This is a genomic window from Synechococcus sp. UW105 (assembly GCF_900473935.1).
Lineage (GTDB): Bacteria > Cyanobacteriota > Cyanobacteriia > PCC-6307 > Cyanobiaceae > Synechococcus_C.
In genome coordinates this window covers 16450-30718 of the sequence record NZ_UCNN01000013.1, presented here as the reverse complement: position 1 = coordinate 30718, position 14269 = coordinate 16450, and the positions used below count along the sequence as shown (strand labels likewise).

Below are 14269 nucleotides of genomic sequence, written 5' to 3'. Positions count from 1 at the left end.
AATGAGACGACTGGCGCTGTTGCCGCTGTTGATCGCTTTAGGTGCCTTTGTACCGGCTGATGCTGATGTGGCGTCGTCGCGATCAGGGGGGCTAGGCACCCGCGTCAACGGAGCGCTGGGTGGGAGATGCAGCAGTGGTGTCTGCCGGATTGATGGGGGCAGTGCTGGCGGCGGCAACCGCTTTCATCGGCTCAGTGAGTTCGATACCCGCGGAGCGATTCAAGGAGTCTCGATCGATAGCGATGGCGTGCGCAATCTTGTGCTGGGGGTGACGGCAGCGGATGGGAGTTTCATCGACAAGAGCGTGTCGCTGACATCGCCGGCCCATTTGTTTGTGCTCTCTCCCGGTGGCATTCAATTGATGCCAGGGGCTTCGTTTCAGCAGATTCCCCAGCTGACATTGAGCACTGCCTCGCAATTGCGTTTCAACGGAGGGGTGTTCGACGTGTTCAGCACGCCGGCAACCGGCGTGGCTGGGTTGGCTGGTGATCCCTTGCCTGGTGCGTTGGGCTTGCTCCCTGGGGCCTTGGGGGAGAAACGTCCCTGGATCCGCATGGATGGGATCTCGATTGATGTGGATGAAGCCTTGTTGGTGGATGCGCCCGGGGGCCGTATCGATGTGGAGGGAAGCCGGCTGTCGGTGAGCAATGCCGCTGGTGATGGCGGCACGCTGACGCTCACGGGTGAGCTGATCCGTGTTGGCGAGGGAACTGAGCTTTTGGCCACCGGTTCTGGCAAGGGCGGTTTGGTGCAGGTGGGCGGTAGTTGGCAGAACAGTGACGCCTCGGTGCGCCAGGCCAGTCAGACCTGGATGCAGGCGGGTTCGCTGGTGGATGCCTCCTCAACAGGACACGGAGCCGGCGGCACCGTGGTGATCTGGAGTGATCTCAACAACCTCGATGGCGGCACGGTGGTGGAAGGATCGCTGTTGGCGAGAGGAGGCCCCTTGGGCGGGGATGGGGGACGGATTGAAACGTCTGGCCCTTTCTTGTTGGCTAATCCCGAGAAGATTGATGTGTCGTCGATCGATGGTCTAGGCGGGGAATGGTTACTTGACCCTTACAACATCACGATTGGTGGGTCTGGTTCAATCACTGATACCACTGACCCGAATGGTAATGGTCGGTTATTCGAATCTTCCCAAAGTGCATCAACTGTAGATGTTGATGATATTGCGAAGAATTTGAGGAGTGGTGATGTTCGAATCTTGACGGGCTCTGGAAACACGAGTGAGGGTGGAAACATTGTTTGGCAATCTGGTTATAATCTTGATTACTCGTCTTCCGCCTATAAGTTGACTTTGGATGCGGTTGGGTATATTCAGCTGAATTCCAGCATCACGACTGGTGGCGGGGGGCTTTCTCTGAAGGCAAGCTCCGGTTATGTGCAGGGTGCAGAGGCAATCACTCTCAGTCTCTCGGGACCGCTCGACATTGCGACGGGTGACAACACAATTGGTACGGCTGGATTTACATCACCAGCTCTCGCCTCCACGTTGAAAGGTACTGGTGGGCTGACCAAAAGTGGCTCCGGTCGTCTCATCCTCTCTGGCAATAACGTCGATTGGACGGGCACCACTATTGTCCAGACTGGTTCGTTGCGTGCTGTCGGTGCCAATGCGCTTGGTGGCGCGAGTGCAGGCACAGAGGTGCAATCCGGTGGCACTCTCGAGATCAGTGGCGGTCTCACGATCCCTGAGCCAATCACTTTGGCTGGCGGTAAGTTAATGAATCTTTCGAGTCAGAATATTCTCACGAATAAAATTCTTCTGAATGGTAGTTCGACTATCGATCTGCTTCAGGGGAGCACTCTTGAGCTCAAGCCATCAAGTGGTAATGCTTTGGCTGTTGATTCGTCCAGCACGGCATTCAATTCGAATCTGACGGTCTCCGGTGACGGTGATCTTGTCGTACACGCTCCAATCACCCTGAAGGATGGACAGACTGCTGCTACATATGGTGATTTTGTTCAGACTGGGGAAGGCATTCTTCGTTTCCTCGATGCCATCTATGTGGAAGAAGTGGCGTCCACTGGTGGAGGAACGCTTTGGATGGATCAGGCTGCTGGAGCCGATACAATTGAGGGCCCCGATAAATCATCAATTTTTCTTGATAATGGCGCTCTGTTGCGTCGAGATGCCAACGAAACTGTGAAATCTGCCACTCTCAAACTTGGCTCCGGTGGTGGTGGAATCAGCGTTGGTGATGGCTTTACTTTGATTTGGGATGCGGAGATTAAAGGAAGCGGAAACTTCAGTAAAGAGGGTGCAGGAACGCTTCGCTTTCCTGTCACATCCGAGATCTCGTATACCGGAGAGACGCTGGTGAAAGCTGGCACTTTGGATGTGTTGTCCAACTCGCCTGCTACGGCCACATGTAGTGGCACAGGTACATCGAACCGTTGTAAGACGACCGACACCGACACCGACACCGACACCGACGCAGTTGTTCAGTCGACCAAAAAGAAGTCCACGCTCAAGGCGGTGTTGACCGAAGCCGTTGCAGAGGTGCCGATCTTGCCTCCTTCTCAGCAGAACGCGAATCCTTCAACCGATCTGAATTCCGCCGAGACAGACTTGGGTGGTTCGCCTAGTGCTCAGGCCCAGAGCAGCGATCCCACCCTGGTCGTTGAGCTCGATAGCAGTCGTGACAGTGGCGATACCAGCGTTGCAACGAGCCCGACGACATCGACCTCAGCAAGCGTTCAAACCGTGACGCCTGACCAGGCGGCTGATCAGCTTCGCAGTTCCGATCAAGTCGCCACTCTGCGAACGGCATCAGCACTTGGCCTTGACCAGGCCGAACAGGCCCTGATTCCCCCCACGCCAACGGTTGAAGAACTGCAGACGGTGTTGGAGCAGGTGGAAAGCCAGCGGTTGGCCGAGAGGCCTGCCGTGTTGCAGGTGCGATTCACCAAGGCGACGGATGACCAGCAGGGGCAAAAGGATGGCTTCCTTGATCTCACCCTCATCAGTGCCAAGGCACCTGTTGAAGCACGACGGGTGGAGGTGGATCGCAAACGCTTCGCCGGCTTACTCAAGGCTCTCTATCGCCAATTGTCACGGCAGGAGCCGATGGCGGTGGATAATCCCGCATCCCCTACCCGCCAGCTGCATTCTCTGTTGGTTGCACCTCTGACTGAGGCCCTACAAGCCCAGGGAATTCAGACCCTTTTGATCGCTGCTGACCAAGGTCTGCAGGCGGTCCCCTTTGCTGCCCTCAACGATGGCTCTGGTTATTTCGGTGATCGCTATGCCTTTGCTCTGACGCCGTCACTGGCACTGACGCCCTTGTCTCCCTCAGTGGATGCTCCTCAGGGTCAGCTCGCTCTCGGTGCTTCACAGTTCGAAGGTTTGGCGCCGTTGCCGCTGGTGCCCCAGGAGTTGGAACGCATTGATGCCTCAACCGGCGCCGATCGCTATCTCAACAGCGAATTCTCTCCCCAGGCGCTGCTTGATCGTGCCGCCGATCAGCGCTACTCCCGCGTGCATGTGGCCACCCATGCCGATTTCCGCCCCGGTGGTCCGGAACGTTCGGTGTTGCACACCGGTACGGGGCCGATGTCGATGGCCCAGTTCGCTCGCTTGCGCAAAGAGCGCAGCGATCAGCCTCTTGATCTCGTGGTGCTCAGCGCTTGCCGCACGCTGCTTGGTGACAAGGACAGTGAGCTTGGCTTCGCAGGGCTGGCTCTGCAGGCTGGTGCACGCAGTGCCATCGGCACTCTTTGGTATGTCGATGACGTAGTGACTTCGGCGTTCTTTGTGCAGTTTTATCGGTTGCTCGATCAGGGAGTGCCCAAGGCCCAAGCGCTTCAGCGCACCCGTCAATTGTTCTCGTCGGGTCTTGTCCGACTCTCTGGTGATGAAGTGATCGGTGGGGGCGGAACCCCTTTGCTCAATGAGCTCAGTGCTTCTCAGCGCCGCCGCATCGTTTCCGGGGTGAGCAATCCCTTCTTTTGGGCAGGGATTGAGCTGATTGGTTCACCTTGGTGAATTGAGCTGATGGCCTGATTGCTGTGATCGAGATCACAGCAATCAGTGACCTACCTCAAGCCTTTTGTTGATTGAGGGCGTCAAGCTGGAGCCACTCAACCCCCCCGTGCAGGAGCACAGTCTTCGATGGCACGCTTTGATCCCTCCTCTCTTCTGGCCACATCGTTGCTGAGCATTGTGATGGTGGCCGCTTCGATGCCGGCGCTGCAAGCTGCATCCCGAAACTCCTTTCCGGGACGGCGAATCGGCGGAGGTACCCGTGGTGAGTGTGCAGCTCGGCCACTTGTGCATTTGGTGCCTGCTTCCAGTGTCTTTGCTCCTGGCGATTCGTCTCTGATCGCTTTGCTGGAGGGTCCGTCGCCCGATCCCCAGCCCCTGGAGGTGACTCTGCGTTCCGCTCGTGCAGACGGCAGCGTCGATGCAGCTGCGCCTCCGGTGCTTGAACGGGAACTGCCTGCTGCTGTCAACCGCTTAGTTCTGATCAGTCTCCCGGCTTCCTCGAGGCCATTGCTGTGGGAGTCGTCCTATCGCTGCGGCGCTGACAGTGGTGATGATGAATTCGGTTTCATTACTGCATCTGCCCCACCGGCCTTGAGTTTGCTGGTGCAGGAGGGGGAACAGCAGGATCAGAGCATTCGCCAATATTTAACCGCTCTCCAATCCGCTTGTGGAGGTTCCACAACCTTGTCTCGGTTGCAGGCAGCTCTCAATTTTGGCGATGAGGTGATTGATGCTTCATGGCCCCAAACCGTTACGGTGCAGTGCTTTTGAGTTCAATCACTTCGAGTGGTTCTTGTCGGCCTTTGACGCTGATGGCTCCCCAGGGCTCAGCTTTGGTCTGATCAGGCAGACCATGCAGAAGCGAGTGTGTTTCGGCCGAGAGCAACACCCGCACAACGCCGTCTTGCCGCTCTTTTTGAAGGCTCTCCAGGCGCGAAGCGCAGTTCACCGTGTCGCCGATCACGGCATATTCCAGCCGCTCACTGCTGCCGAGCGAGCCTGTCAGCACTGGGCCTGAATGGATGCCGATCCGCATCCGCAGGCATGGGCATCCTTCCTTTTTCAGGGCTGTGTTGAGGGCGGTGATCCGCTGCTGGATGTCGATGGCTGCGGCAACGGCGTGGTCAGCATCGATCACCATGCCGTTTGAAACGGGTGCGCCGAACACTGCAAGCATGCCGTCACCGGTGAATTTATTCACCATGCCGCTGCGACTGGTGACCGCATTGACGCTGATGCCGATGCCTCGGTTGAGCCATTGCATGAGCGCTGATGGACTGAGCTGTTCGCTCACACCGGTGAAGTTGCAGGTATCGGTGAAGAGCACCGTGACGTATTGCTCACGTCCTTCAAAGCGTCCGTCTTTGATCAGATCTTCACGGTGATCCCACAGTTGTTGTGCCACTGCAGGTGAACTGGTCTGGCCGAGTAGGCGTCGCATTTCCTGTTGATGGCGTTGACTCTGTACACCGCGTCCAAGGATGCCGCTGCCGCCGATCAGGACCAGGCCAGAGAGGGGCATGGTCAGTCCGATCCAGATGCCCTCCAGTGTCAAGACAAACACGCCTGCGCTGAGCAGGGCTGCTGTCGCTGACAGCAGCAAAACGCTGCGGCGGATCCGTGTCGGTCGTTCGGCGATCAGAATTCCCACAACCCCCATCGCCAGCATCAGCATCAGCCTTTGCCAGCCTGTGGCGGCAGTGATCTGTGGGGCTTGGTTCTGCAGTAGACGCTGCAGCGCCTCCAATCGTTGGCCATGGAGCTCAACGCCAGGCACCTCAAAGAACTGTGAGCTGTGGTCGAAGCGGCTGTGGGGGATTTCGAACAGATCGCGCAGCGAACGAGCCACGTAGCCGATCAGCACGACTCTGCCGCGGATCATGTCTTCTTCAACGGTGTTCTCCATCACGTCCCGCAGCGCCAGGCTGGGATAACGGCCGGGGGGATAGATCGGAAGCATGGTCTGGTAGCCGTCTGTGTCGTTGTTCTGATAGCCGCCTGACTGCTCAGTCAGCCAGTGGTGGTCAGCCATTTGCTCGAGACGTTGATCCAGACCGGGCATCTGCTGCGCCGTTTCCAGGAGGCGGAGGGGAAGAGAGCGGATCGCCTCCTCTTGCTTGCCGACATGCATCAGATCGCGGCGGACCACCCGATCCGAATCCATGAGGAGATCGTTGAAGGCTTGTTGCTGCGCAGGGGCTCTCGGGATTGCGGCGATGTTGGCGGCCTCATTGCGAATCGAGATCAGACGGGGATTGCGTTTGATCTCCTCCTGGAGGCAAGGTTTGGCCTGATCCCGATAGAGATCCAGGCCGATGGCCGCCGCCCCAAGACCATCAAGGCGTTGCAACGCGGTGCAGAGGAGGTTGTCATCGAGGGGCCAGCCGTAGTCCTTGAGGTCGTCTTCGTTGATCCCAACGATGGTGATTGGCCATGGCAGGTCTTCGGCTGCTTGTTCGTTGTTTTGATGCCGCCAGCTGATGGCCAGGTCATAGATCAGCAGGTTGGCCGTTTCCACCACCGGTGACTGTTGCAGTGCCATGAGGAGAGCTGAGGCCAACAAGTAGGGAAATCCACGGCGCAATGATCGCTGCCAGTTCATTTCGGCCACAGATCCTGTCCGGAGAGCCTGAAGAGGCGTTGCATGCGGGAGATCAGAGCCAGACGCCTGCTCTCGGCACGGTTTTCTTTGATGGCTTTGAGTTGCTCACGGCGGCCAGCGATGATCGTGCCCATCCGTTCGAGAATTTCTGGATGTTCCTCCAGCAGCGGCAGGAGGTGTTTGCGTTCGATTTCGAGCAGCACACATTCGTCTTTGCAGATCACGCTCGCGGATCGGGCTTCACCCGTGCACAGCGCCATCTCGCCGAAGATATCTGCCGCTTCCAGGCTGGCGACGCGTTGTCCAGGTAAACCACTGGAGGGGTTGGTTCCCGTGGCCTGGAACACCTCCAGCATTCCACTGACGACGATGTACAGGGTGTCGCCACGTTCTTTCTGGCGCACGACCGTTTCCCCAGGCGCGAAGCTTTGGCAAGTGGCGCTCTGGGCCAGCGTGATGAGTTGATTCTCATTCAAATGGCCGAAGATTTCCGTGGAGGCGAGCAGTCGCTGTTTTTGTTTGAGATTGACATCGCGTGAAGGTAGTCGTGCTGGGCTGGGTTGGGTGCGGATGTCGCGAATTGGGTAGGGGATCGACTGATCGATGCGGTGGAGGGCATACCAGATCTGCTCAAGTAGATCGCTTTTGAGGGGTTGCAGCTCAAGGGCAGAGCTTTGCCAGGTGAGCAACCTGTAGGTGATTGAGCTATCAGCGAAGGCTGACACCCATACTTTTGGAGTCGGATGCCGCAGCACCTTCCGGTTGTGTTGCAACGTGCGCTGCAGGAGTTGGATGGCTTGACGCGGTGGCAGGCCGTAGTCGAGCCCCAGATCGATCATCTGCCCCACTGGCTCATCCGGTTTGAAGCGGCGTAGTCCTTCCATCGTGATTCGGCTATTGGGCACCACCGTGATGGAGCCGTCGAGCACTCGTATTCGCGTGGTCATCAACCGCAGGGAGGTGACGACCCCTCGGGTGAAGCCCAGATCGATCCAGTCGCCTTCCTCAAATGGCGAGTCGACTTGAAGGGAGATGCCTGCGAACAGATTCTTGAGGGTCTCCTGGGCTGCAAGACCCAGCACAGCGGTGACGACTGCGGATGTGGCTGCAAGACCTACAAGATTGACCTTAAAATCGCGGTGAATCACCACCAGGGTGACGGTGGTGATGATTGCCAGGGTGATCAGATCGCGCAGGATCTTCGCCGTTGGCTTCCACCAGCCCAGCTCTGCAGGCAGTTGCAAGATCGCCCAGCTCAGGAGGCGAATGATGCTGAAAGCCCACAGCAGGGTGATGGCGGTGGTCAGTGATCCCACCAAGACTGGTAAGCCGCCGTAGCTCACGATCTTTCCCAAGAGCGTCAGCAACGGGATGGTGACGGCCGCAATGAACGGCATTCGCAATGGCGGAGGCGAGAGCTGTTGGAGCTTGCAAATTCGATGCAGCCCGAGCAGCGCCAGGATTGCCAGAAGACTGAGAACCAGGGTCATCGTGGATCAGCTCTGCAGGTAGGTGCTCTGGCGGAGGCTGCTTTCAAGGTGATCCATCAGTCGTCGTGCCTCGGAGATCTTGAGCTGATTGGCGCGGATCGATTGCTCACTGGCGACTCTCAGGCGCTCTAGTAACGACTCCGGGTTGTGTTCCATGGCAGTCAGCACCTCAGCATTCGTGTCGCCGCGCACGACGTGGTCAACCTGGTAGTTCCCGCCGGGTGCCAGGCGGATGTGCACGGCATCGGTGGTGCCAAACAGGTTGTGAAGGTTGCCCATCACCTCTTGATAGGCACCGCCTAAGAACATGCCGATGAGATAGGGCTCATCGGGTTGCAGGGGATGGAGCTCCAGCAGGGGTTTGCTGGTGCCATCGGCGATGAAGCGGTTAAGACGTCCGTCGGAATCGCATGTGAGGTCAGCGAAGTGTCCGAGCTCTGTGGGCTTCTCTCCCAGACGATGCAGCGGCATCAGCGGGAAGAGCTGCTGGATGGCCCAGGTGTCCGGAGCAGAGCGGAAGATCGAGAGGTTGGCGTAATAGGTGCGGGCCAGCACCGCCGCCAATGTCTGCAGTTCTTCCGGCAGGTTCGAGTGCTCTGGCAGGCGCTCCAACAGAGCCTTGGCACAGGCCCAGGTGAGTTGTTCCGACAGGCTGCGATCAGTGAGGCTGAGGTAGCCGAGCCGGAAGGCGGCAAGAGCATCGTCCTTAAACTTGCGCGCGTCATTCCAGGCTTCCTGCAGGCGCGAGACATCAGCGTTGCCGTCGTCGGCGAGGCCGTTGATGCCATCGAGTGTGTCGCGCAGATTGCGCACGATGAGTGGTTCCTCCTCCTTCTCAGCAGGGGTCTCCTGAGGCAGGCCACCGGTGCCGAGCACGTTGAACACCAGCACTGAAAAATGACTAGCGATTGCTCGGCCGCTTTCGCTTACCAGGGTCGGTACGGCCACTCCATGGGGCTCGCAACCCTCTTGCACCGTGGCCACTACATCGTTGGCGTAGTTCTGTAGTGAGTAATTGGTTGAGGCCGCAGTGGCTGTGCGACTGCCGTCGTAGTCAATCCCTAGGCCGCCTCCCACATCGAGATAGCCCATCGGTGCCCCGAGCTTGTGCAGCTCCACATAGATACGAGAGGCTTCTTGCAGAGCATCTTTGACGACGGCAATGTCGTTGATCTGACTGCCAACGTGGAAGTGCAGCAGACGCAGTTCGTTCAGCAGACCTGCGTCCCTTAGTGCTTCCACGGTGGAAAGGATCTCTGGCACTGGTAGCCCGAACTTCGCTTTTTCGCCCACGGAGTTCCCCCAGCGACCCGTGCTGCGGCTGGAGAGCCGGGCACGGATGCCGATCAGGGGTGCGGCTCCGAGCTCTTGGCTTGCATCGATGATCCGCTGCACTTCATCAGCTTGTTCGATCACCACCACCGGTCGTCTGCCTAGCCGCCTGGCCAGAATTGCCGTTTCGATATATCGCTGATCCTTGTAGCCGTTGCAGATCAGCAGGGCTTCTGGGTCGTCGATCAGGGAGAGCGCGATGAGCAGCTCTGCCTTGCTGCCGGCCTCAAGGCCGAAGTGCCAGCGTTTGCCGCAGCTCACCAGCTCCTCCACCACGTGGCGTTGCTGGTTGCATTTCACTGGGAATACACCCTGATAACGGCCGCTGTAGCCGTAGCGAGTGATCGCCCGTTCGAAAGCGGCATGAAGGCTTTCAATCCTGTCTTCAAGGATGTCGTCGAAACGAATCAGCAACGGCAGGTTCAGGTTGCGTCCCTGCAGACCCTGAACCAACTCCATTAAGTCGAGGCTGCCGCCCCGTTCGCCTCGAGGCTGCACACTCACATGGCCGCGCAGGTTGATCGAAAAGTAGGGATCTCCCCAGCGCTCTAGGCCATAAAGCTCGGCACTGTCCTGCACGGTCCAGGCTGTGCTCATTGGCCCGTCGCTGGAGCTCGACTCACTGCCCGGTGGGTTGGGGTCGGCGAGCACCATGCGATTCGAGAGCACTGGGGATGTTGAGGCAAATCTAAGGAGGGTGATTCCGTCAGGCAGAAATGCGCCGGTGCAGCAGTTGCTTGCCAAGGGGCAGCTTCAGAACGGAACATGGGCGGTTCTGTCTGACTGGTTTCTTCATGGCCACCGAACGCACGTTCATCGCCATCAAGCCCGATGGTGTCCAGCGCGGGCTGGTGGGCGAAATCCTCGGCCGCTTTGAGAGCAAGGGTTTCAAGCTGGTGGGCTTGAAGCAGATCACCCCCAGCCGGGCACTTGCTGAGCAGCATTACGGCGTGCACAAGGAGCGTCCTTTCTTCGCTGGCTTGGTCGACTTCATCACTTCGGGCCCTGTGGTGGCCATGGTGTGGGAAGGCGACGGTGTGATCGCCAGCGCCCGCAAGCTGATCGGTGCCACCAAGCCCCTAGAGGCTGAACCCGGCACCATTCGCGGTGACATGGCGGTCAATATCGGTCGCAACGTCATTCACGGGTCTGATGCTGCCGAAACCGCCCAGTTCGAAATCGGCCTCTGGTTTCAAGCTTCCGAGCTGAACGACTGGACCCCTTCCGACCAGGGCTGGCGCGTCGAAGGCTGATCGCCTGACGGTTCGTTCTGCTCTGCATACCCTCGGGACGAAGTCCCGGGGGGTTTGTTTTGAATGCTGAATCGCTGCTGTTGTTGCAGGCCCTGGACGGGGCGGTGGATCAGGCATTCGCGGATGTCGAGCCCTGTACCTTTGCTCCCGGAGAATGCCTGGTGCAGGAAGGCGAGGCAGTCGATGGCTTGCTCCTGATTTCGTCGGGTGTGGTGCAGGCCCAATGGGCCGATTTGGTTGATGCCCAGGGGCCGCTGTTGGGTCCAGGCAGCGCGCTCGGTGACATCTCGTATCTGCTCGGCGGTGTGGCGCGGGCCAGTGTGATTGCCCTGGAGTCTGTCGATGCTCTGCGGTTGTCTCGCCAGGGTCTCGACACCTTGATGGAGGGAGACCCTGCCCAGGGGCAGAGGCTATTTCGAGCTCTGGCAGCCATCAATGCTCAGCGCTTGTTGCTCCAGACCCACGCTCAAATGGGCGACGGCGTGGCCGGACACGGGGCTGCTTCGTTGATGCCCGAACCTTTGGCTGCGGCCGTGCAGCGCTTTAAGCAATGTGCGGCTGCGGTGGAGGTGGATCTACGCCGCAGCAGCCCCGATCCAGTACTGAGAAGGGATTTGATGACTGCCTTCGACACCTTGGTGCGTCTGACCGGCAGTCTGTTTCCGCCACTCTCGGGAGAGACTCCGGCGCCTGACATTGCTGCCCTCCAGGCGTTGCGCCTTGAACTGCTGCCCTATCTGCTGCTGACCCGCTCCGCAGAACGGATGTACCGCAAGCCGAGGGGCTATGCGGGGGATTGCCTCACGATTGCCTGGATGTATGCCGATGAGCCGGGTGGAGCAGGGGAACTGGGCATCCTGCTGGACCGATGCTTTCTGAATCAGCCGGCAGCGAGGGCTGTTGCGTGAGGAGTTGCAGCGTGCTCTCACCCTCACGGATCAGAGGCCCTTACGGGTGACAAGCTTGGCTTGCGGCCCGGCTGCGGAGGTGTTCGACATCCTCTTGCACAATCACGATTTGGCTGCCCAGGTGCGCTTCACCCTGGTGGATGTGGATCAGCAGGCCCTGGAGTTCGTCCGTGAGCGATTGATTCGCGAGGGGCTGGAGTCGGTGGTGCGCTTGGAACGCCGCAACTTGCTGCATCTCTGTATCGGCCGTCAGCCGCTGGAGCTGGAACCCCAGCACCTGATCTATTCCATCGGCTTGATTGATTACTTCGATGATCGAATTGTCACGCGTTTGCAGACCTGGATGCGTGGCTGCCTCGCCCCAGGAGGGCGCTCGATCCTGGGCAATTTCCACACCAGCAATCCCACGCGCGGATTAATGGATCATCTGCTCGATTGGCGACTGATCCATCGGGATGAAGGCGACATGGTGCGCTGGCGGAGGCGGCTGGTTTCGCACCTGGGTCCACACGGTGTCGGTTTGAAGCGGCGGGAGTGAATTTGTTTTCGATTTCGACCCGGTAAACCATGGCCTGTATGTGAGTCGATCGTTGTACCCCGCTAGTTAGCTTACTTCGCTGGGCAATTGGGCGTAGGTCCCGTACTGTTCTCTCAGAAGGCTGTCATGGGTGCCTTGTTGTATCACCCCGCCCTGATTCATCACCAGGATGAGATCGGCATCTCGGATCGTGCTCGATGGGTGGGCCACGATTGCCTGGGTGCAGTTTTAGACACTTTGATTCGTTTGATCGAGGTTTTTCCAGATCCGCAGGCTTTACGTCTGGTGCTGATGCCCTATCGCCAGCTCATGCGCTCGGTTAAGAGCAAGGCCCTTATTTAGGCGGGGATTTCCTTATGACTGCCATGAAGCAGCTCGATGCGCTGGGGCAGGTTGGGCGAGCTGGTCAGTCTTCTTGATTGTTTCTTGTTTAATCAAAAGGGTGCATAGACGGTGTGCAATAGGTGATTTTTATTGAAAAATTAGATAGTAGGCTCCATGTATTGCATGAAAGAATCCCTTGAGATGGAATTTTCCTTATCGTCAGCCTTATGACTCTTCATTTAAAAAGGCTTTTCGCTCAGCAGGGCTCACATGCTCACCACTGTCATTCAGTAGTTGATTGCATCCGGCAAGGCCACAACGCAATGGGGCAATCATGCATCTATGAATTCCTGATGCAAGCCGAGAAAGGTCTTCTTCTTTCTGTTTGTTAATTGTGCCTTCTACTAGTTTTGTATTCTCAGGAGCCAGGTCAAGCCTTGAGATGCTGTAACCTCGTTTCTGTGCAAGATCACGGATGGAGTCTATATACGCAAAGTCAATTCCACCTAGGCATCTTTTTGCTGCTTCTTCACGAAGTTGAAGGAGCTCTTCCTGTATTTTCTTGTCCTCGCAAACGGCAGAAAGGAAAATGTCTAGTTGAGAAGCGGTCATGAGAGTAATTGGTTTTAAGGATTAGAAATGATGATGCCGAGCTGGCATTTTTGTTCCTGAATAGAAGGGAGGTTTGCCATTGTTGTGGATGAGTTTTTTCTTCGCTGCTTGTATGTCTTTAGGAAGAAGAGGTAGAATATATTTTTCCCATCTAGGCATCGTTAGGCATTTCATCGGGTCTGGGCTCATCTGTGTTTGATATAGGCTGGCATGAGCTCTACATCCACCACCACATAATGAAAAGTACTTGCACTGATGGCAGTGGCTGAGCTCACCTGATCGGATTGAATAGAAATCTTCTTCTGATTCTACTTTTGCACAAGCATGGCTGAGGTGGCCGTATGCATCTGTATTAACTAATGGCTTTGTCAGTAAAGGGCATATAGTCAGTTCTCCTTTGGGGTTAATATTGATTGTCCCTTTTCTGTAGTCACATGGATGGGACACCTCTGTAAATTCATGCATATCAAGAGCTGTTTTTTCGTAATTATGGTGAATTCCTCCTATGTCTAGCCCTATGATTTGCCCATCATTGAAATGCCGCTTCAATAGGTCTCGATAGGCTTTGAATAGATTGTCATAATTTTGGATCGACTGTTGCTCTCCAATCTCAAGCGAATCTGGTGTTTGCATGTGAGTATTTATTTTCCATTCGAGCTTATTGGCCTTAGCAAAATTGTACATTGCGTCAAGGTGCGCAATGTTGTGCTCATTGACGACGCTTATGATGATTGTGCGCAGATATTTTTTGGCTTTGATTGCAACGTTGGCTAGTTTGTGATTAACTGCTCCTAGCCTTATAGGATCGTGTCCTTCAATCCCATCTAGGCTTATAGCGATATAGCGTAACCCTGCAGCTGCTAGATCTTGAATCATCTGCTCACCCTTATTGCCCATAAGAAGTGACCCATTGGTCACCAGGCTGCTATAGCCTCTCTTGTCTGTGATATATGAGATGATGTCCAGAATATCAGGATGCATTAATGGTTCTCCGCCAATAAGTATGAATCTCCTTACTCCCATTTCAGACGCTTGATCGATAAGTTTTTTTGCTTTTTGCGTCTCCAGATAGGTGCCATTTTTTTCGCTAATCTGTTCTGCACAGAAGCAGTACGAGCATTTAAAGTTGCACTGATTCGTAAGCTCAAGACGAAGGATCGAGTGTGTATTTTTACTAACTGACAGCGTCTTCATGGCCCTTTGATTCTGCCTATCTCTA

The 14269-nt window shown here is 56.6% G+C and carries 11 protein-coding genes; 6 read left to right on the top strand and 5 right to left on the bottom strand.

Annotated features, from left to right (window positions below; translation table 11 throughout):
• The first annotated feature begins 1 nt into the window (after nt 1).
• Entirely contained in the window at nt 2-3991 is a 3990-nt protein-coding gene (locus DXY16_RS05165; protein ID WP_115120140.1) for a CHAT domain-containing protein, read from the top strand.
• Between the two features lie 126 nt (nt 3992-4117).
• Nucleotides 4118-4762: a hypothetical protein gene (locus tag DXY16_RS05160; protein ID WP_115120138.1), complete on the top strand. Its 645-nt coding sequence runs from the start codon at nt 4118-4120 to the stop codon at nt 4760-4762.
• On the opposite strand, the gene DXY16_RS05155 is transcribed toward DXY16_RS05160, so the two are convergent.
• The 3 genes from DXY16_RS05155 to speA are packed head-to-tail and all read right to left on the bottom strand — an operon-like array spanning nt 4743 to nt 10012.
• Nucleotides 4743-6551 carry a CHASE2 domain-containing protein gene (locus DXY16_RS05155; RefSeq protein WP_244281562.1) on the bottom strand — a complete coding sequence of 603 codons (1809 nt, stop codon included), beginning with the start codon at nt 6549-6551 and terminating at the stop codon, nt 4743-4745. The two genes, DXY16_RS05160 and DXY16_RS05155, sit on opposite strands and share 20 nt — an antisense overlap.
• Before the next feature lie 38 nt (nt 6552-6589).
• Entirely contained in the window at nt 6590-8083 is a 1494-nt protein-coding gene (locus DXY16_RS05150) for a mechanosensitive ion channel family protein (RefSeq protein ID WP_115120134.1), read from the bottom strand.
• Between the two features lie 6 nt (nt 8084-8089).
• Nucleotides 8090-10012, bottom strand: a complete 1923-nt coding sequence (gene speA / locus DXY16_RS05145; protein ID WP_115120226.1) for a biosynthetic arginine decarboxylase — start codon at nt 10010-10012, stop codon at nt 8090-8092.
• Nucleotides 10013-10209: 197 nt separating this feature from the next.
• Between speA and ndk the strand changes: the two genes are divergently transcribed.
• From ndk to DXY16_RS14330, 4 genes are all read left to right on the top strand, one after another.
• On the top strand, nt 10210-10668 hold the full coding sequence (gene ndk, locus DXY16_RS05140; protein WP_115120224.1) for a nucleoside-diphosphate kinase: 459 nt from the start codon (nt 10210-10212) through the stop codon (nt 10666-10668).
• A 59-nt stretch (nt 10669-10727) separates the two neighbouring features.
• Complete coding sequence (locus DXY16_RS15115) at nt 10728-11576, top strand: cyclic nucleotide-binding domain-containing protein (RefSeq protein WP_244281561.1); 849 nt, start codon at nt 10728-10730, stop codon at nt 11574-11576.
• Between the two features lie 4 nt (nt 11577-11580).
• The gene (locus DXY16_RS15110) at nt 11581-12114 is read left to right on the top strand and encodes a class I SAM-dependent methyltransferase (protein WP_244281560.1); all 534 of its coding nucleotides are present in this window, start codon (nt 11581-11583) and stop codon (nt 12112-12114) included.
• A gap of 126 nt (nt 12115-12240) precedes the next feature.
• On the top strand, nt 12241-12456 hold the full coding sequence (locus tag DXY16_RS14330; RefSeq protein ID WP_137007027.1) for a hypothetical protein: 216 nt from the start codon (nt 12241-12243) through the stop codon (nt 12454-12456).
• Between the two features lie 207 nt (nt 12457-12663).
• On the opposite strand, the gene DXY16_RS05125 is transcribed toward DXY16_RS14330, so the two are convergent.
• Nucleotides 12664-13050, bottom strand: coding sequence for a hypothetical protein (locus DXY16_RS05125; RefSeq protein ID WP_115120132.1), 387 nt, complete (start codon nt 13048-13050; stop codon nt 12664-12666).
• A gap of 21 nt (nt 13051-13071) precedes the next feature.
• Entirely contained in the window at nt 13072-14244 is a 1173-nt protein-coding gene (locus DXY16_RS05120) for a radical SAM/SPASM domain-containing protein (protein ID WP_115120130.1), read from the bottom strand.
• Between the last annotated feature and the right edge of the window lie 25 nt (nt 14245-14269).

Coding starts and splice junctions, on each gene's coding strand:
- ndk (WP_115120224.1), top strand. CDS start 10,210: ATGGCCACCGAACGCACGTTCATCGCCATCAAGCCCGATGGTGTCCAG.
- DXY16_RS14330 (WP_137007027.1), top strand. CDS start 12,241: ATGGGTGCCTTGTTGTATCACCCCGCCCTGATTCATCACCAGGATGAG.
- DXY16_RS05165 (WP_115120140.1), top strand. CDS start 2: ATGAGACGACTGGCGCTGTTGCCGCTGTTGATCGCTTTAGGTGCCTTT.
- DXY16_RS05150 (WP_115120134.1), bottom strand. CDS start 8,083: ATGACCCTGGTTCTCAGTCTTCTGGCAATCCTGGCGCTGCTCGGGCTG.
- DXY16_RS05120 (WP_115120130.1), bottom strand. CDS start 14,244: ATGAAGACGCTGTCAGTTAGTAAAAATACACACTCGATCCTTCGTCTT.
- DXY16_RS05160 (WP_115120138.1), top strand. CDS start 4,118: ATGGCACGCTTTGATCCCTCCTCTCTTCTGGCCACATCGTTGCTGAGC.
- speA (WP_115120226.1), bottom strand. CDS start 10,012: ATGAGCACAGCCTGGACCGTGCAGGACAGTGCCGAGCTTTATGGCCTA.
- DXY16_RS05125 (WP_115120132.1), bottom strand. CDS start 13,050: ATGACCGCTTCTCAACTAGACATTTTCCTTTCTGCCGTTTGCGAGGAC.